Source organism: Streptomyces sp. NBC_00464 (genome assembly GCF_036013915.1).
Taxonomy (GTDB): domain Bacteria; phylum Actinomycetota; class Actinomycetes; order Streptomycetales; family Streptomycetaceae; genus Streptomyces.
On the sequence record NZ_CP107899.1, the window covers coordinates 1,620,223 to 1,638,926 of the forward strand.

An 18,704-nucleotide genomic window follows, 5' to 3' on the forward strand; every position below is an offset into this window, starting at 1 on the left:
CGGTCTCCTCTGCCGACAGCCATCAAGCCGACATTAAGGGAGAAACACGGACGAAGCTCTCGGGGCGACGGTCCGCTGGGCCCATGGAGGGACCTCTCCACCCCGCATACACGCCCGAGGGGGCGCCCGCGGTGAAGCGGGCGCCCCCTCGGGGACGTAACAACCGGGTCGTGACCCGGCAGGCTGCTCAGCCCATGAACTTCTTGAACTCGTCCGGCAGCTCGAAGTTCTTGTCGGCCTGGCCGGCCGGCAGTCCGAGCGCGCCGCCCTGGGCCGCCTGCTCGCGGCGGGCAGCCTCGGCCTGCTCCTCGGCCTTGCGCTTCATCGGGTTACCGCTCTTGCGCTTGCCCTTGGCCTGCTTGACCTGCTTCTTCTGCCGGCCGGGGCCGCCGCCCATGCCCGGCATCCCGGGCATCCCCGGCATGCCGCCGCCCTGGGCCATCTTCGACATCATCTTGCGGGCCTCGAAGAACCGCTCGACCAGGTTCTTCACGGCGCTGACCTCGACGCCGGAACCCTTGGCGATACGGGCCCGCCGCGAGCCGTTGATGATCGTCGGCTCGGCGCGCTCCTTCGGGGTCATCGACTTGATGATCGCGGCGGTGCGGTCGACATCGCGCTCGTCGATGTTGTTGATCTGGTCCTTGATCTGCCCCATGCCGGGCAGCATCCCGAGCAGCTTGGAGATGGAGCCCATCTTCCGGACCTGCTCCATCTGGGCCAGGAAGTCGTCCAGGGTGAAGTCCTTGCCACCCTTGCTGGACGCCAGCTTGGAGGCCATTTGAGCGGCCTCTTCCTGGCTGAAGGTCTTCTCCGCCTGCTCGATCAGGGTGAGCAGGTCACCCATGTCGAGGATGCGGGACGCCATGCGGTCGGGGTGGAAGGCGTCGAAGTCCTCGAGCTTCTCACCGTTCGACGCGAACATGATCTGCTTGCCCGTGACGTGGGCGATCGACAGGGCCGCACCACCGCGGGCGTCACCGTCGAGCTTGGAGAGCACCACACCGTCGAAGCCGACGCCGTCGCGGAAGGCCTCTGCGGTGTTGACCGCGTCCTGGCCGATCATCGCGTCGACGACGAAGAGGATCTCGTCGGGGCTGACGGCGTCGCGGATGTCCGCGGCCTGCTGCATCAGCTCCTGGTCGATGCCGAGGCGGCCGGCGGTGTCGACGACGACGATGTCGAACTGCTTGGACCGGGCGTACTCGATCGAGTCCTTGGCGACCTGGACCGGGTCGCCGACGCCGTTGCCCGGCTCGGGCGCGTACACCGCTACGCCGGCGCGGTCGGCGACGACGCTCAGCTGGTTCACGGCGTTGGGGCGCTGGAGGTCACAGGCGACGAGCAGCGGGGAGTGGCCCTGGCCCTTGAGCCAGACGCCGAGCTTTCCGGCGAGGGTCGTCTTACCGGCACCCTGGAGACCGGCCAGCATGATCACGGTGGGGGCGGTCTTGGCGAACCGCAGCCGCCGGGTCTCGCCACCGAGGATGGAGACGAGCTCCTCGTTGACGATCTTGATCATCTGCTGCGCGGGGTTCAGCGCCTGGGAGACCTCGACGCCGCGCGCCCGCTCCTTGACCTTGGCGATGAAGGACCGGACGACGGGGAGCGCGACATCGGCTTCCAGCAGGGCGATACGGATCTCGCGAGCCGTGGCGTCGATGTCCGCCTCGGACAAGCGGCCCTTGCCCCTGAGGTTCTTGAAAGTCGCGGCAAGGCGGTCGGAGAGAGTATCGAACACGGCGCTCGTCGGTCCTCAGGGTCGGGGGCGGGGGCAGGTAGTCGTCCCCCAGGGTATCCGGACGCCGGGGAACGCAAAGCCCTCGCCCGGTTTATGTGAAGGACGAGGGCCTTTCGCAGGGGCGCACACCTCAGCCGAGCGCCTTCTCGATCTCCCGGGCCAGCTCCGCGGCCCGCTCCGCGGACAGCGGCTCACCCTCCGCGTCCGTGACGTAGACCGTGTCCACCGCGTTCGCCCCCAGCGTCGACACATGCGCGCTGCGCACCCGTACCTCGCTCTGTTCCAGCGCCCGGCCGATCCGGTGCAGCAGACCGGGGGCGTCCTGGGCGCGCACCTCGATCACCGTGGCCAGCTGCGAACCGGCCGCCGCGACCGTGACCCTCGGCGGCGGGGCCTTCACCCCTCGGCGCCGCGGGTAGGCGGCCTCGCGTTCGGCGAGACGGGCCCGGATGTCCAGGGAGCCGTCCAGGGCGCGGACGAGGTCGGCGCGCAGCCGGGCCGCCTGGGGCAGGGACCCGTACTCGGCCGCCACACGCCAGCTGAGCAGCAGCAGGTCCGCCCTCTCGCCCAGCTCGGTGGGGAGCTCCACGGCGCGCAGGTCGGCGGCGCGGACGGTCAGGCGGTGCAGGGCGAGGACCCCGGCGGCGGCCGGGAGGACGCCGGGGCGGTCGGGGAGTGCGATGAGGAGTTCGACGCCGACGGGTTCGGGGCCGCCGTCCTCCTGAGGGGTCTCGGCCTGGGCGTGCAGGGCGAGGACCGGTTCGCCGGTGCGCAGGGCCTCGATGGCCAGGCGCTCCTGCTCGGCGCTGGGCGCCTCGGGCGCGGGTTCATCGGGTGCCTCGCCTGCGAGGACCGCCGCGACGCGTTTGACGAGATCGGCGACGAGGGAGGCGCGCCAGGTGGACCAGGCGGCGGGCCCGGTGGCGAGCGCGTCGGCCTCGGTGAGCGCGTGCAGGAGCTCCAGGGTGGCGGCGCTCCCCACGGCGGTGGCGACCGAGCGGACGGTGGCCGGGTCGTCGAGGTCGCGGCGGGTGGCGGTCTCGATGAGCAGCAGATGGTGGCGTACGAGGGTGGCGATGACGCCCACGTCGTGCTGGTCGAAGCCGATCCGGGCGGCCATGTCGCGGGCGATGACCTCACCGGCGACGGAGTGGTCGCCGGGCCAGCCCTTCCCGATGTCGTGCAGCAGCGCGGCGACGAGCAGGAGGTCGGGGCGGCCGACGCGGCGGGTGAGGGAGGAGGCCCGGACGGCCGCCTCGACGAGGTGGCGGTCCACGGTCCAGGTGTGGACGGGGTTGCGCTGGGGCCGGCAGTGGACCCGTTCCCAGTCGGGCAGGAGCCGGGTGATGAGCCCCTCGGCTTCGAGGGCCTCCCAGACGGGGACGGTGGCCTCGCCCGCACCGAGGAGGGTGACGAGTTCCTCCCGGGCCTCGGCCGGCCAGGGCACCGGCAGCGGCTTGGCGGATGCGGCGAGGTGGCGGACGACATGGCGGGAGAGCGGCAGCTCGGACTGGGCCGCGGCCGCGGCGGCCCGCAGGACGAGGACCGGGTCGCGCTCGGGCCGGGCGGTGCGGGCGAGGACGACCTCGCCGTCGGCCTCGACGACACCGTCGGCAAGCGGGGTGCGGTCGGTGGCCGGGGCCCTGCCGCCGCCCAGCATGGCGCGCAGCCGGGGGCGGGCCGAGCGGGCGCGCAGCACCCGGTTGACCTCGCGCCAGGTGACGTCGGTGGCGTACGAGACGGTGCGGGCGGCCTCGTACACCTGGCGCAGCAGCGCGTCGGCGTCGAGCAGGCCGAGCGCGGTGGCGACCTGGTCCTGCTCCTGGAGGGCCAGGCGGTCGGTGGCGCGGCCGGTGGTGAGGTGGAGGGCGTCGCGGGCGTCGAGGAGGACGCGGCGGGCCTCGGTGAGGCCCTCGCGGGGGGCGTCGGCGACCCAGGAGGCGGCGACGGCGCGCAGCGCGGTGGCGTCGCGCAGTCCGCCGCGGGCCTCCTTGAGGTCGGGTTCCAGGAGGAACTGGAGCTCGCCCTGGCGCTCGGCCCGTTCGCGGCAGAGCTCGTCGAGGGCGGGCAGGCGCTTGGGGGCCTGGTTGCGCCAGTCGGCGAGGATCGCGGTGCGCAGGGAGGCGACGAGGCCGAGGTCCCCGGCGACGGGCCGGGCGTCCAGCAGGCCGAGCTGGACCTTGAGGTCCTCGCCTGCGGTCTTGCGGGCTTCGGCGGGGGTGCGTACGGAGTGGTCGAGGGCGAGGCCCAGGTCCCAGACGGGGTACCAGACGCGGTCGGCGAGGGCGGCCACGGCTCCGGCGTCGGCGGTGCCGTCGTGCAGGAGCAGGAGGTCGAGGTCGCTGCGCGGGGAGAGCTCGCCGCGGCCGTAGCCGCCGACGGCGACGAGGGCGGCGCCCCGCACGCCGGCGTGTTCGGCCGCGGCGGTGAAGAGGGCGGTCAGCCACTCGTCGGTCAGCGTGGCGAGGGCCGCACGGCGCGGCGGCCCGGACTGCGCCTTCTCCTGGAGAAGGCGCAGCCGGGCCGCCGCATAGCCGCTGGGTCCCGAGTCCTCGGATTCGGTGGTCACTTCGGTACTCGTCACCCAGCTGCCTTTCCGTGTGCGGAACAGTCGGTCAGAGTGCGTCCGGGCCGCGTTCCCCGGTGCGTACCCGGATCGCGGTCTCGACCGGGACGCTCCAGACCTTGCCGTCACCGATCTTGCCGGTTCGGGCGGCCTTCACGACGACGTCGATGAGCTGTTCGGAGTCCTCGTCCTCGACGAGGACCTCGATGCGGATCTTCGGTACGAGGTCGACGGTGTACTCGGCGCCCCGGTAGACCTCGGTGTGGCCGCGCTGACGCCCGTAGCCGCTGGCTTCCGTGACCGTGAGGCCCTGGACGCCGAAGGCCTGGAGGGCCTCCTTGATCTCGTCAAGCCGGTGGGGCTTCACGACTGCGGTGATGAGCTTCATGCGTCCACCTTCTTGTTCGTCGGGGCTGCCGTGGTGCCGGGCGCGGGGGGCGTGGTGCGCGGGGCCGCACCGCCGCCGGCGCCGCTGAAGTCGTATGCCGTCTCGGCGTGCTCGACCTGGTCGATACCGGAGACCTCGTCGTCCTCCTCGACCCGCATCCCGATGGTCTTGTCGAGCAGGAAGGCGAGGATCGCGGAGACGACCAGAGAGTACGCGAGGACGGCGAAGACACCGACGGCCTGCTTGCCGAGCTGGTCGAGTCCGCCGCCGTAGAAGAGGCCCTTGGCGTCGGACTGGACTCCGCCGGTGGCGAAGAAGCCGATGAGCAGGGACCCGACGACACCACCGACGAGGTGGACGCCGACGACGTCCAGGGAGTCGTCGTAGCCGAGCTTGTACTTGAGGCCGACGGCCATGGCGCACAGCACACCGGCGATGGCACCGACGGCGATGGCACCGAGCGGGCTGACCGCGCCGCCCGCCGGGGTGATGGCGACGAGTCCGGCGACGGCGCCGGACGCGGCACCGAGGGTGGTGAAGGAGCCGTGGCGGAGCTTCTCGTAGCCGAGCCAGGCGAGCATCGCGGCGGCGGTGGCGACCTGCGTGTTGACGAACATGACCGCGCCGACGCCGTCGTCGTTGCCGAGCCACGAGCCGGCGTTGAAGCCGAACCAGCCGAACCACAGCAGACCGGCGCCGAGCATGACGAGCGGCAGGCTGTGCGGCCGCATCGGGTCCTTCTTGAATCCGACGCGCTTGCCGATGACGAGGATCACGCCGAGGGCCGCGGCACCCGCGTTGATGTGGACGGCGGTACCACCGGCGAAGTCGATGACGCCCAGCTCGAAGAGCCAGCCGCCCGCACCCCAGACCCAGTGCGCGACCGGGAAGTAGACGACGGTGACCCAGAGGGTGATGAAGAGCGCCCACGAGGTGAACTTGACCCGGTCGGCGAGTGCACCGCTTATCAGGGCCGGGGTGAGCACGGCGAACATCAGCTGGAAGACGGCGAAGACGTACACCGGGATGGTGTAGCCGTCCCAGAGTTCCGTGACGCCGATCCCGCTGAGGCCGACGAAGTCCTGGCTCCATCCGATGATCGAGCCGGCGTCGGTGCCGAAGGCGAGGCTGAATCCGTAGAGCACCCACAGGATCGTGACGATCCCGAGGCTGATGAAGCTCATCATCAGCATGTTGAGGGTGCTCTTGACGCGGACCATGCCTCCGTAGAAGAAGGCCAGGGCCGGGGTCATGAGCATCACCAGGGCCGAACAGATGAGCATGAACCCGGTGTTGGCGGCAGACAGCGTCGGGGCGTCTGCTGCAAGCGTCGTGATGCCTGGGGGCATCGGCGTCTCCTCGTCGTCGGTGCGGCCGCGTGCGGGGGCGGTGGGGACGTAACCACGTGCGGGACCACTGGGGAAAAGGTGCGGGCCGGTTATGGGCATGAGATTCGCCCAGCGCCGTTTCCGCCGATGCCGCACGATGTTTCGCCGCAGTGACTAAGAGGACCGACGTGTTACGTCCCCATGAACCGCCCGTGCCGTACCCGCGCTCGGGCCTACTCTGCGGCCGGAGCCGCATACGGTGCGGTTACGACGCTCCGACAGGGGAACGACCACACGAACCGGCCACGACAACCACCCACTGACCAGGCAATCGGGGGAGCCGAAGTCGGTCGGTGCGGGGTGGCCGTCGTGGCCGGGGCAGAGGTGCCGCTCAGACCGCTTCGGCGGTCTCGGGCAGTTGTGCGGTGAGGAGATCGGTGAGCCGGGCGACCTCGGGAATGTCCCCGAAGTCCCTGGCCGCGGTGTCGACGGTCTTGCGCAGCCGGGTGTTGACGCGCTCCGAGCGGACCTTCTTGGCGACGCGCAGGGCCTTCTCGGCCAGCACGGTGGACTGCTCGGGCTCGCGCTTGAGGAGGTGGACGGTGGCGAGGCCGACCAGATTGAGTGCGTACGAACGCTGGTGCTCGTCGTCCTCGCCGAAGAGCTCGACCGCCCGCTGCATGACGGGTTCGGCGAGTGAGGCGTACGTGGGGCTGCGGCCGGCCACATAGGCCAGGTCGCGGTAGGAGTGGGAGTTCTCGCCGTTGAGCTCGGCCTCGGAGAAGAAGCGGATCCAGTCGGGCTCGGGCTCGCCGTCGATCCCCGCGTCGAGGAAGGTGTCCTCGGCCATCCGGACGGCCCGCTTGCACTTGCTGGGCTGGCCCATGTTGGCGTAGGCGCGGGCCTCCATCGCATACAGCATGGCCTGGGTCCGTGCGGTGGCGCAGTCGCGGCTGCCGTACTGCGCGAGGTGGATGAGCTCAAGGGCGTCGTCGGGGCGGCCCAGGTGGATCATCTGGCGGCTCATGCTGGACAGGACGTACGAGCCCAGCGGCTTGTCGCCGGCCTCCTTGGAGGCGTGCAGGGCGAGCACGAAGTACTTCTGGGCGGTGGGCTGGAGGCCGACGTCGTAACTCATCCAGCCCGCCAGCTCGGCCAGTTCGGCAGCGCAGCGGAAGAGGCGCTTCGCGGTGGCGGCCGGCTGCGGCTCCTGGAGCAGGTCGGTGACCTCGTGGAGCTGCCCCACGACGGCCTTGCGGCGCAGTCCGCCGCCGCACTGGGCGTCCCACTGGCGGAACATCGCGGTGGTGGATTCCAGCAGGTCGAGCTCGGGTCCGGAGAGCCGGGAGGGGCGGCGGGCGGCGGCGGCCGACTCCGGCTCGACGGATGCACCGGACGCGACGGGCACCAGCCAGCGCTGCATGGGTTCGATGAGAGCGGGTCCGGCGGCGAGTGCGAGTGAGCTGCCGAGGAATCCCCGGCGGGCGAGCATCAGGTCGCTGCGGGAGAACTCGCTGAGCAGGGCGACGGTCTGGGGTCCGGCCCAGGGCAGATCGACGCCCGCCACGGAGGGCGCCTGGTGGGCGGCGCGCAGCCCCAGGTCCTCGACGGCGACGACGGATCCGAAGCGCTCGGAGAACAGCTCGGACAGGATGCGCGGGATCGGTTCGCGCGGCTGCTCACCGTCGAGCCAGCGCCGCACCCGCGAGGTGTCGGTGCTGATGTGGTGGGCACCCATCTGTCGCGCCCTGCGGTTCACCTGCCGGGCCAGCTCGCCTTTCGACCAGCCGCTGCGCACAAACCATGATCCCAATTGCCCGTTGGGGCGCTTACCGGCATTCGAATCGCCTGCGCCGCTGCCACTCACTGGAACGCCCCCATCCGCCGAATACTGTCGCGCGAACCTCTATCAGAATGCCGCGAACCGCTGCTGCCCGTATGCAGGTTGCCCATCATCGAACAGAAAATCGGGTTGCCTCCGGCATACCCATGGGCGCACATACTTCCATGGTTCGTGTACCGACGGTAATCCTACGATCACCCACCCCGCGAGGCCGTTTACAGAAACGCCACCATTCGCCACCCCTTCGAATGAACGCCACCGCGGCCGGGCGCGATTCACTTGACAGGCAGCGATCAGCGGTGGGCGCACGGACGCACTCAAGGGCGCGCACGGGGTACTCGCACTCCCGGGGCGCACCCCGCTCTCACGCGGATCACGCAGGACCGACGGAGTGTCACGGAATCACTCCGGTTCGTAACCACCGGCGCGCTGGACCCGTTGGAGGGGGCATGGGCTTCACGATCGGCGGCATCCGTGAGATGCGATCCGGCGCACGGCGCCGCGGCCGTGCGGCCGTGAGCACCGCGGTGGCCGAGTACACGGGGCTGTGGGGCTGGGCGGTCGCGCCCGGCGCGCGCGCTGCGGACGGCAACTGCTCGTGCGGGGACGCCGGTTGCCCCTCCCCCGGGGCTCATCCGCTGGAGTTCGCGCCGGAGGTTCCCGCCGGGGCGACGCTCGACACCGCGGCTCGTGCGTGGGCCGAGGTACCCGGCGCCGCGATGCTGCTGCCGGTGGGCCGCAGTTTCGATGTGCTCGACGTCGCGGAGCCGGCCGGGCGCCGGGCGCTCGTGCGGATGGAGCGGATGGGGCTGCCGCTGGGCCCGGTGGCGGTGACCCCGGCCGGCCGTGCGCAGTTCTTCGTCGCACCCGGAGCGGCCGCCGAACTTCCCCGGTTGCTGTACCGGATGGGCTGGGACGACGCGGGCCTCGACCTGCGGGCGTTCGGCTCCGGCTCCCACATCACCGCGCCGCCGTCGGACCAGGGCGGCCTCGGCCCGGTCCGCTGGCTGCGCCCGCCGGCCCTGGACACCGCGGCCGCACCCCCGGAGGCCCGGCTGCTGCTGGGCACGCTGGCGTACATCTGCCACCGGCTGACTCCCTGCGGCTGAGCCCGTACAGCGAGGAGCCCGGCCACACGGTGCGTGCGGCCGGGCTCCTCGCTGTACGGGACGTGGACGGGGGAGCTCAGTCCCCGATCAGGGCGTCCACGAACGCCTCCGGCTCGAACGGAGCCAGATCGTCCGGCCCCTCGCCGAGCCCGACGAGCTTCACCGGTACGCCCAGCTCGCGCTGGACGGCGATGACGATGCCGCCCTTGGCGGTGCCGTCGAGCTTGGTGAGGACGATGCCGGTGATGTCGACGACCTCGGCGAACACCCGCGCCTGCACCAGGCCGTTCTGCCCGGTGGTGGCGTCGAGGACGAGCAGGATCTCGTCGAGGGGTCCGTGCTTCTCGACGACCCGCTTGACCTTGCCGAGCTCGTCCATCAGCCCGGTCTTGGTGTGCAGCCGGCCCGCCGTGTCGATGAGGACGACGTCGGCACCCTCGGCGATCCCTTCCTTCACGGCGTCGAAGGCGATCGACGCCGGGTCGCCGCCCTCGGGTCCGCGCACGGTGCGGGCACCGACGCGCTCGCCCCAGGTCTGGAGCTGATCGGCGGCGGCGGCACGGAAGGTGTCGGCCGCGCCGAGCACGACGCTGCGGCCGTCGGCCACCAGCACCCGGGCCAGCTTGCCCGTCGTGGTGGTCTTGCCGGTGCCGTTGACGCCGACGACCATCACGACGCCGGGGGTTTCGGCGCCGCCCTCCGTCTTGACCGCGCGGTCGAAGTCGGTGCCGAGAAGAGTGAGGAGCTCCTCACGCAGCAGCTTCCTCAGCTCCTCGGGGGTACGGGTGCCGAGGACGCGGACGCGCTCCCTGAGCCGTTCGACCAGTTCCTGGGTGGGGGCGACGCCGACGTCGGCGGTGAGGAGGGTGTCCTCGATCTCCTCCCAGGTGTCCTCGTCGAGGTTGTCCCGGGACAGGAGCGTGAGCAGCCCCTTGCCGAGGGAGTTCTGCGAGCGGGCGAGCCGGGCCCGGAGCCGTACGAGACGGCCGGCGGTGGGCTCGGGGACGTCCAGCGCGGGGGCTGCGGGCGCCTCCGGCTCGGCGGTTTCCGGGGCCTTCCCGGCGGCCTCCTCGGGCGGAAGGCCGACCTCCTCGATGGTGCGGCGCGATGCGTCGCGCGGCGTTTCGGCCTCCTCGCCGACATGGGGCTCGGCGGGAGGAGTGATGGTCGGCGTGCTCGACGGTGCCGGGGGCAGCTGCTTCTTCTTGCGGCTGCTGACCACGAGCCCGCTGATCACGCCGACCGCGACCAGGGCGATGACTACAGCAAGGATGACGAATTCCATAACCCACCCAGTATCGGTCACGTGCGGCAGCATGCGAGGGATGCGGTGCCCGGCAGGCGGCAGAACGCGTGCGACAGCCTCCTGAGCAGCGCATGCCCCCCGCCGGGCACCGGGTGGAGGAACCGCGATGCCCTCATCCGCGCCGGGCATTACGCACCGTATGTCGTAAAGGTACGATCCTGGCCGTGGAGACCCGTGGGCTGGACCCCGTGCCCGACAGCGAACGCACCGGCCGGGTCCGGGCCCTCTTCCCCACCTGGGCGGCCGCCAATATGACCGTGCTGCTGCTCACCATCGGTGCGGGGCTCGTCGTCCTCGACGGACTGGGTCTCTGGCAGGTCCTGGTCGTCGCGGTCACGGCTCCGGCCGTCTCGTTCGGCATGGTCGGACTGATCTCGGTCGCGGGGCGCAGCGGCGGCGCCCCCGGCATGGCGCTGTCCCGGGCCGTCTTCGGCCAGCGGGGCAATCTGGCGCCCGGTGCGCTGATCTGGGTGGCCCGCTGGGGGTGGGAGACGGTGAACGCGGTCACCGGGGCGTACGCCCTGCTGGCCGTGCTCGGCCTGCTCTTCGGTGTCCGGAGCACCTCGACGCTGATCGTGGTGACGCTGCTCGCGTTCGTCGCGAGCAGCTTTCTGCTGTCGGGGCTGGGCATGGGGGCGCTGCGACTGTGCTGCACCTGGTCCGCGTACCTCTTCGGCGGGTTCAGCGTGCTGGTCCTGGTGCACCTGGCCGGGGCGACGGCCTGGCGGGCGGTACTGGACCGGCCCGCCGGTCCGACCTCGGCGATGATCGCGGGGATCGGCACCCTGGCGGCCGGCGGCATCAGCTGGGCGCCCGCGGGGCCCGACTTCACCCGCTACCTGCCGCGCACCGCGTCGGGGAGGGCGATGGTCGCCGCGGCCGTGGGCGGTGCGGGAATCGTGTTTCTGCCGATGGTCCTGATGGGGGCGGTGATGGCGGTCGGCACGCCGGGACTCGCCGTCACCCGTGATCCGGTCTCGTTCATCGGGGTGCTGCTGCCCGACTGGATCTCGGTTCCGTATCTGGTCGTCGCCGTGCTCGGCATGGTGCTGATCAACGCCATGTCGATGTATTCGGCCGGATTCACCGCGCAGACCCTGGGATTCACGATCCCGCGCGCCTGGGCCGTCGGTGTGAATGCGGCGATCAGCCTGTTCCTCGGGTCGCTGCTGATGCTCGTGGCGAGCAGCTTCGTCGATGCGTTCGTCTCCTTCCTGAATCTGCTCGCGGTGACGTTCTCGGCATGGATCGGCGTCTTCGGCGTGGATCAGCTGCGGGGGCGCGTGTACGACCCGGTGGCACTCATGGACACCACACCCACCAGCGCCTACTGGTACGCGGGCGGTTTCGCGTGGACCGCGGTGGCGGCCTGGGCAGTGGGCCTGGTGGCGGGGCTGCTGTTCACCGGCGTGGAGTGGTTCGCCGGTCCGCTCGCGACGACCTGGCCGGGGCGCAACGGGCTCGGCTGGGCCGCCACGATCGTCGTCTCGGGCGGTCTGTACGCGGTACTGCCCCGGCCCGCCGCGGGGCGTCGGGTCGCACCCCTACACTTCTGACGCTGCGTCAGCTAGGGTCCGGCCTCGCCCAGCCCGCCAGCCAGGCTCCAGGGGGACAGCGTCATGGCCTTCACAGTCGTCCGGTTCAACCTCGTCGATCCGGCAGCCACTCCGGATTCCCTCTCGGCCCGCTACCGTGCGGCGCTGGACATGGCCGCTTACGCCGACGGGAACGGCGTCGACACGGTGCAGACCGAGGAACACCACGGTGTCGCCAACTCCTGGCTGCCGTCCCCCTTCACGTTCGCCGGGGCCGTCTTCGGGGCCACCCGCAGGATCGCGGTCACGGTCTCCGCGATCATCGGACCGCTGCACGATCCGCTGCGGCTGGCCGAGGACATCGCGGTGCTCGACCTGCTGGGCGCGGGCCGGCTGGTCACGGTCGCGGGGATCGGCTACCGGCCCGAGGAGTACGAGCGGGCGGGCGTCGAGTGGGGCAGGCGGGGCCGGCTCCAGGACGAGCTGCTGGAGACGCTGCTGAAGGCGTGGACCGGGGAGCCGTTCGAGTTCCGCGGCCGCACGGTCACGGTCACCCCCCGGCCGTTCACCCGCCCGCATCCGCTGCTGCTGGTGGGCGGCAGTTCGCGGGCGGCGGCGCGACGGGCGGCCCGGCTGGGGCTGCCGCTGTTCCCGAGCGCGCACCTGCCGGAGCTGGAGGCGTACTACCACGCGCAGCGTGCGGAGCACGGCACGGAGGGCTTCTGCATGATGCCCTCGGCCCAGACACCGTTGCTCCATGTGTCCGAGGACCCGGACCGGACGTGGGCCGAGTACGGGGAGCACTTCCTGCACGAGGCGCGTACGTACGCCTCCTGGCAGTCCAAGGACATCCGCTCGGCCGTCCGCTCGGCGGCGACGACGGTGGCGGAGCTCCGGGACGAGGGCGTCTACCGGATCGTCACGCCGCAGCAGTGCGCGGGCCTGGCCGGGGAGCTGGACAGTCTGGTGCTGCACCCGCTGTGCGGCGGGATGCCGGTCGAGGAGGGGTGGCGCAGCCTGCGGCTGTTCTGCGGGGCGATCGGGGGGTGAACGTGCGTAAGGCCCCGTCCCGCGGGTGCGGGACGGGGCCTTACGTCTTCGAGGAGACGGATAGCGGGGATTAACCCATCTCCTCCAGCGCCTTGCCCTTGGTCTCCTTGACGAACTTGATGACGAAGGGGATCGAGAGCGTGGCGAAGCAGGCGTAGATGATGTACGTGCCCGACAGGTTCCAGTCCGCGAGGCTCGGGAAGCTCGCGGTGATCGCCCAGTTGGCGATCCACTGCGCGGAGGCGGCGACGCCGAGTGCGGCGGCGCGGATCCGGTTCGGGAACATCTCGCCGAGGAAGACCCAGACCACGACGCCCCACGAGAGGGCGAAGAAGAGCACGAAGACATGGGCCGCGACGAGCGCGACGACGCCCTGGGTGTTGGGGAGCTTGCCGTCGACCAGGTCGGCGGAGAAGGCCCAGGCCTCGAAGGCGAGGGCGATGGCCATACCGCAGGAGCCGACGAGAGCCAGCGGGCGGCGGCCCACCCGGTCCACCAGGACCATCGCGATCACCGTACCGATGATGTTGATGATCGAGGTCGTGAACGAGTAGAAGAACGAGTCGGTCGGGTCGATGCCGACCGACTGCCACAGCGTCGCCGAGTAGTAGAACGCCACGTTGATGCCGACGAGCTGCTGGAAGACCGACAGGCCGATGCCGACCCAGACGATGGGGAGGAAGCCGAAGCGGCTGCCGAGCAGGTCCTTGAAGCTCGACTTGTGCTCGCGGTGCATCGCGGTCTCGATCTCGGCGACCCGGGCGTCGAGATCGACGTTCTTGCCCTCGACCTCCGAGAGGATCTGCCGGGCCCGCTCCTTCTTGCCGACGGAGATCAGGAAGCGCGGCGACTCGGGGATCGCGAACGAGAGAAGTCCGTAGAGGATCGCGGGCACGACCATCACGCCGAGCATCCACTGCCAGGCTTCCAGCCCGCCGATCTTGCCGCGCTGGTCACCGTCGGCGATCTGCAGGATGCCGTAGTTGACCAGCTGGGAGATGGCGATGCCGATGACGATCGCTGCCTGCTGGAACGAGCCGAGCCGGCCGCGGTAGGCGGGCGGGGAGACCTCGGCGATGTACGCCGGGCCGATCACCGACGCCATACCGATGGCGAAGCCGCCGATGATGCGCCACATCGCCAGGTCCCACAGCGCGAAGGGAAGCGCGGAGCCCACGGCGCTGATGGTGAAGAGCACCGAGGCGATCTGCATGCAGCGGATACGGCCGATGCGGTCGGCGATCCGGCCGGCCGTGGCGGCGCCGATCGCGCAGCCGATCAGCGCGATGGCGATGACCTGGGCGAGCGTGCCGGAGCCGATGTCGTACCGGCTGCGGATCGCTTCGACCGCGCCGTTGATCACGGAGCTGTCGTAGCCGAAGAGGAAGCCACCCATGGCGGCCGCGGCGGTGATGAAGATGACATGGCCGATGTGGTCCGGATGAGCCGACCGGGCTCCGGACTCCGGTCCCTGCGATGTGCTGGTCACATGAACTCCTGGGGCCTGGCCGCAACGTCAGGCGTGGGGGGTGAGCTCTTCTCAGTGGCGCATAACTTCGGTCCTGCCACCACTTGAAGGTAAAAACGACGTTGCAGAGACTATGCGTTCAAGTTATGAAGTCAACATTGAGGTTCGGCCAGACATCTACCCAGGAGTAGACAAAAGGTGCGTTGAAGTCCTGAAGATTAGGTAAAGGTTCAGCGCAGCCGCTGGCTGATCACCTTGGACACACCGTCACCCTGCATAGAGACGCCGTACAGCGCGTCGGCGACCTCCATCGTCCGCTTCTGGTGCGTGATCACGATGAGCTGGGAGCTCTCCTGGAGCTCCTCCATGATCCGGATCAGCCGCTGCAGATTGGTGTCGTCGAGCGCCGCCTCGACCTCGTCCATCACATAGAACGGACTCGGCCTGGCCTTGAAGATCGCGACCAGCAACGCCACCGCCGTGAGCGACCGTTCGCCGCCCGACAGCAGGGAGAGCCGCTTGACCTTCTTGCCCGGCGGCCTGGCCTCGACGTCCACACCGGTGGCCAGCATGTTGTCCGGATCGGTCAGGATGAGCCGGCCCTCGCCGCCCGGGAAGAGGCGCGAGAAGACCCCCTCGAACTCCCGGGCCGTGTCCCGGTACGCCTCGGTGAAGACCTGCTCGACCCGCTCGTCGACCTCCTTGATGACCTGCATCAGATCGGCCCGGGTCTTCTTCAGGTCCTCCAGCTGCTCGGAGAGGAACTTGTGCCGCTCCTCCAGCGCCGAGAACTCCTCCAGGGCGAGCGGATTCACCTTCCCGAGTTGCTGATACGCCCGTTCGGCCGACTTCAGCCGCTTCTCCTGTTCGGCCCGGACGAACGGCTTCGGCTGGTTGCGCGGATGCTCCGGATCCTCCGGCAGCTCCTCCCCCTCGGCCGCGGGGGACGGCGGGACGAGCTGGTCGGGGCCGTACTCGGCGGCCAGACCGGCCGGCTCCACACCCAGCTCCTCCAGGGCCTTCGTCTCCAGCTGCTCTATCCGCAGCCGCTTCTCGGCGCCGAGCACCTCTCCCCGGTGGACCGAGTCCGTCAGCTTGTCGAGCTCGCCCTTGAGCTCGCGGCCCCGGTGGCGTTCGGCCGCCAGCTCCCGCTCCCGCTCGGCCTTCGACGCCTCGGCGGCGGCCCGCTCCTCCTCCGCCCGCACGACCGACACCTCGACGTGGGCCAGCAGCTGACGGGCACCGGACGCGACGGCCGAGGCCACCGCGGCCTCGTGGCGCAGCCGGGCGCGCCGCTGCTCGACGCGGGCGCGGGCCTCGCGCTCCGCACGGGCGCCCCGGTCGAGGGAGTCGGCGCGGCCGGCGAGTGCCTTGACCCGTTCCTCATGCGTACGGACCTGGAGCCGGGCCTCCATCTCGGTCTGGCGGGCGTTGGCACCGTCGGCGGCCAGCCGGTCGCGCACGGCGGTGTCCGGCTCCTCGTCCGCGCCGTCCTGTGCCGCCTCCTCGGCCACCAGCAGCCGTTCGGCCAGCTCCTCCGCTTCCTGCGTCGCCCGCTCCAGGGCCTCCTGGGCGCGGGCGGCGGACGCGGCCATCCGCTCGGCCTCGCCCGCGGCGCCGCGGGCCTGGCCGGCCAGTCGGCCGAGCTGCTGGGCCACCCCGGACTTCTCCCGCTCCGCGGCCCGTCGGCGCTCCCCCAGCTCCTCGACGAGCGCCGCGCAACTGCCGCGCCGTTCCGCCGCGCGCCGCTGCGTCCCGGCCAGCTCCGTGCACCGCACCGCGAGTTCGGCCATCTCGGCCGCCGCCTCGTCCACGGACGCCTGGACTTCGAGGAGGCTGGGCGCCCCCGCCGAGCCGCCGTGGGCGAAGTGCGCCGACAGGACGTCCCCCTCGCCGGTCACCGCCGTCAGCTCCGGGCGGGCGGCGACCAGGTCCTCGGCATCCTCCAGCGTCCCGACGACGACCATGTCCCGCACCAGTCTGCGGACCGCGGCCATCAGTTCGACGGGGCCGCTGACGAGGTCGGCGACGGCGGGGGTGGACCGGCCGCCGGCGAGGACCAGGGCGGACAGCTGTCCGGCTGCCCCGGTTTCGGCTTCGTCCGGACCCCGGGAGGCGAGAGCCGCGGCCTCCGGTGCCGGGGAGGCGAGGACCCCGGCCTCCGATGCCTGGGGGGCGGGCTCCGCGCCCTGCCCGGGGACATGGGCGACACCGCTCCCCGGCACGGGGTGGGCCTCCGGCCCCTGCACGGGTACGTGCCCCACGGCATCGGATCCGCCGTGCACCGCGCCGCTCGCGATCGGGCCTCCTCCGCTCGCGCTCCCGCCCCCGCTCCCGCCACTGAGCAACAGGGAGGCGCGTCCCGCGTCCTGTTTGCGCAGCAGCCGGATCGCCTCGGCCGCCGTGGCCGGGTCCGTCACGGCCACCGCGTCCGCCGCCGCGCCCAGCGCCGCCGCCACGGCGATCTCGTGGCCCGGGGCCACCGTGAGCAGTTCCGCGGCCGGTCCGAGGACGCCCGTCAGCCGGTCCCGGGCTCCGAGCAGCACCCCGGTGCCGTCCTTCCGGCGCAGCCCGAGGGCCAGCGCGTCATGGCGGGCCGCGACCGCCGCTCGCTTGCGTTCGGCGGTGGTGAGGTCCTCCCGGGCCGTGGAGAGCGCCCCCTCGGCCTCCTTCAGTTCGCGCCGGGCGGCCTCGTGCCGCTCACCGAGTTCCGTGTCCCCGGCGTCCAGGCCGTCGACCTCGGCCTTCAGCTGCTCGTACTCCTCCTGGGCCGCGACCGCCCGCTCCTGGGCCTCGTCGCGCGATGCGGCCAGCCGGTCGATCTCCGACTGCGCCGAACCGGCCCGGCTGCGGGCCGCGTTGACCTGGCCGTTCAGCCGGGCAAGCCCTTCGCGGCGGTCCGCGAGCGCGCGGGCCGCGTCCTTGAGCCTGCGTTCCTCGGCCGCCAGTTCCCGTTCGAGTTCGGCCCGGTGGGACGCGGTGTCCTCCAGTGCGTGCTCCGCCGCCTCAAGGGCGGCGGTCAGTTCCGCCTCCTGTTCGCGGATCCGGGCCGCCTCGCGCTCCATGTCCTCGGGATCGCGCCCCCGCCGCTCCTCCTCGGGCGGCGCGGTGGCGCTCTTCACCCGGGCGTCGGCGAGCGAGATGGTGCCGCGCACCCGTTCGGCCAGCTGCGACAGTTCGTACCAGGTCTGCTGGGCCCGCTGGAGCCGCGGCGTCAGCCGCCGCACCTCGCCCTCCAGTTCGGCCTCGCGCGCCAGGGCCGCCTTCAGTTCCGTCTCGGCCGCCTCCCGGCGCTGCTTCAGGGCCGCCTCGTCGGCGATCTCGCCGCGCAGCGCGGTGTGCAGCCGCACCAGGTCGTCGGCGAGGAGGCGCAGCCGGGCGTCACGCAGATCGGCCTGGATGACGGCGGCCCGGCGGGCCACCGCCGCCTGCCGGCCGAGCGGTTTCAGCTGCCGCCGCAGTTCGTCGGTGAGGTCCTGCACGCGGGCCAGGTTCGCCCCCATCGCGTCCAGCTTCCGCAGCGCCTTCTCCTTGCGCTTGCGGTGCTTGAGGACGCCCGCGGCCTCCTCGATGAACGCACGGCGTCCCATCGGGTCCGCGTGGAGCACTGAATCCAACTGGCCCTGGCCGACGATGACGTGCATCTCCCGGCCGATGCCGGAGTCAGAGAGGAGTTCCTGGATGTCCAGCAGCCGGCAGGTGTCGCCGTTGATCTGGTACTCGCTGCCGCCGTTGCGGAACATGATCCGAGTGATCGTCACTTCGGCGTACTCGATGGGCAGTGCGCCGTCGGAATTGTCGATGGTCAGCGATACTTCAGCCCGGCCGAGCGGTGGCCGCCCGGTCGTACCGGCGAAGATCACGTCTTCCATCTTGCCGCCGCGCAGGGATTTGGCGCCCTGCTCCCCCATGACCCAGGAGAGCGCGTCCACCACATTGGACTTGCCCGACCCATTGGGACCGACCACGCAGGTGATCCCGGGTTCGAACCGCAGGGTGGTGGCGGAGGCAAACGATTTGAAACCACGCAGGGTCAGGGCCTTGAGGTGCACGCCGCCGGACTCTACCTTTCGCTCTCGGTTTCGCTGATGAAGGTGCAGGGCACATCAGACGGTAAGGGAAGGGGTGTACGTCCGGGGCGGGACGGGCGCAGGTCGGAGGGGAAAAGAAAGAAGGGACGCCGAAGCGTCCCCTGTAAATCTTGTGCAATGCTTCGTCGACGGATCCGCGGCCTCCATGAAGGCGCGCGTGCCCGGATCAGTGACAAGGCATATGAAGAAGCAGATCAAGAGCGATTGATCTTCAATGATCCGGTGACGATCGATCCGGTGATGATCCGGCGATGATCCCGTGCGGCTGACGCGTGCAGC

The 18,704-nt window shown here is 71.2% G+C and carries 11 protein-coding genes; 3 read left to right on the forward strand and 8 right to left on the reverse strand.

Going from position 1 to position 18,704, the window contains the following annotated elements:
* Window positions 1-187: 187 nt before the first annotated feature.
* The 5 genes from ffh to nsdA all read right to left on the reverse strand — a co-directional run bounded on the left by ffh (window position 188) and on the right by nsdA (window position 7,890).
* A complete protein-coding gene (gene ffh / locus OG912_RS06910) occupies window positions 188-1,741 on the reverse strand; it encodes a signal recognition particle protein (RefSeq protein ID WP_327708621.1) in 1,554 nt (517 codons plus the stop codon).
* A 130-nt stretch (window positions 1,742-1,871) separates the two neighbouring features.
* Window positions 1,872-4,325 (reverse strand): [protein-PII] uridylyltransferase, encoded by a 2,454-nt coding sequence (locus OG912_RS06915; protein ID WP_327708622.1) that lies wholly within the window; start codon window positions 4,323-4,325, stop codon window positions 1,872-1,874.
* A gap of 31 nt (window positions 4,326-4,356) precedes the next feature.
* A complete protein-coding gene (locus OG912_RS06920) occupies window positions 4,357-4,695 on the reverse strand; it encodes a P-II family nitrogen regulator (RefSeq protein WP_136330688.1) in 339 nt (112 codons plus the stop codon).
* Window positions 4,692-6,044, reverse strand: a complete 1,353-nt coding sequence (locus OG912_RS06925; RefSeq protein WP_326739027.1) for an ammonium transporter — start codon at window positions 6,042-6,044, stop codon at window positions 4,692-4,694. Before OG912_RS06925 ends, OG912_RS06920 begins: the two co-directional genes overlap by 4 nt.
* A gap of 370 nt (window positions 6,045-6,414) precedes the next feature.
* Window positions 6,415-7,890, reverse strand: a complete 1,476-nt coding sequence (gene nsdA / locus OG912_RS06930) for a transcriptional repressor NsdA (protein WP_327708623.1) — start codon at window positions 7,888-7,890, stop codon at window positions 6,415-6,417.
* A 425-nt stretch (window positions 7,891-8,315) separates the two neighbouring features.
* On the opposite strand from nsdA, the gene OG912_RS06935 reads away from it, so the two are divergent.
* Window positions 8,316-8,975, forward strand: coding sequence for a bifunctional DNA primase/polymerase (locus OG912_RS06935; protein WP_327708624.1), 660 nt, complete (start codon window positions 8,316-8,318; stop codon window positions 8,973-8,975).
* 76 nt (window positions 8,976-9,051) lie between these two features.
* Here the strand turns inward: OG912_RS06935 and ftsY are convergent, their stop codons facing one another.
* Window positions 9,052-10,260 (reverse strand): signal recognition particle-docking protein FtsY, encoded by a 1,209-nt coding sequence (gene ftsY, locus OG912_RS06940; protein ID WP_326740790.1) that lies wholly within the window; start codon window positions 10,258-10,260, stop codon window positions 9,052-9,054.
* A gap of 185 nt (window positions 10,261-10,445) precedes the next feature.
* On the opposite strand from ftsY, the gene OG912_RS06945 reads away from it, so the two are divergent.
* A complete protein-coding gene (locus OG912_RS06945; RefSeq protein ID WP_327708625.1) occupies window positions 10,446-11,837 on the forward strand; it encodes a purine-cytosine permease family protein in 1,392 nt (463 codons plus the stop codon).
* A 63-nt stretch (window positions 11,838-11,900) separates the two neighbouring features.
* Window positions 11,901-12,866, forward strand: coding sequence for an LLM class flavin-dependent oxidoreductase (locus OG912_RS06950; RefSeq protein ID WP_327708626.1), 966 nt, complete (start codon window positions 11,901-11,903; stop codon window positions 12,864-12,866).
* Window positions 12,867-12,936: 70 nt separating this feature from the next.
* Here the strand turns inward: OG912_RS06950 and OG912_RS06955 are convergent, their stop codons facing one another.
* Complete coding sequence (locus OG912_RS06955; protein ID WP_327708627.1) at window positions 12,937-14,355, reverse strand: sugar porter family MFS transporter; 1,419 nt, start codon at window positions 14,353-14,355, stop codon at window positions 12,937-12,939.
* Window positions 14,356-14,564: 209 nt separating this feature from the next.
* Window positions 14,565-18,386: an AAA family ATPase gene (locus tag OG912_RS06960; protein ID WP_327708628.1), complete on the reverse strand. Its 3,822-nt coding sequence runs from the start codon at window positions 18,384-18,386 to the stop codon at window positions 14,565-14,567.
* Between the last annotated feature and the right edge of the window lie 318 nt (window positions 18,387-18,704).

Coding starts and splice junctions, on each gene's coding strand:
- OG912_RS06950 (WP_327708626.1), top strand. CDS start 11,901: ATGGCCTTCACAGTCGTCCGGTTCAACCTCGTCGATCCGGCAGCCACT.
- OG912_RS06935 (WP_327708624.1), top strand. CDS start 8,316: ATGGGCTTCACGATCGGCGGCATCCGTGAGATGCGATCCGGCGCACGG.
- OG912_RS06920 (WP_136330688.1), bottom strand. CDS start 4,695: ATGAAGCTCATCACCGCAGTCGTGAAGCCCCACCGGCTTGACGAGATC.
- ftsY (WP_326740790.1), bottom strand. CDS start 10,260: ATGGAATTCGTCATCCTTGCTGTAGTCATCGCCCTGGTCGCGGTCGGC.
- OG912_RS06925 (WP_326739027.1), bottom strand. CDS start 6,044: ATGCCCCCAGGCATCACGACGCTTGCAGCAGACGCCCCGACGCTGTCT.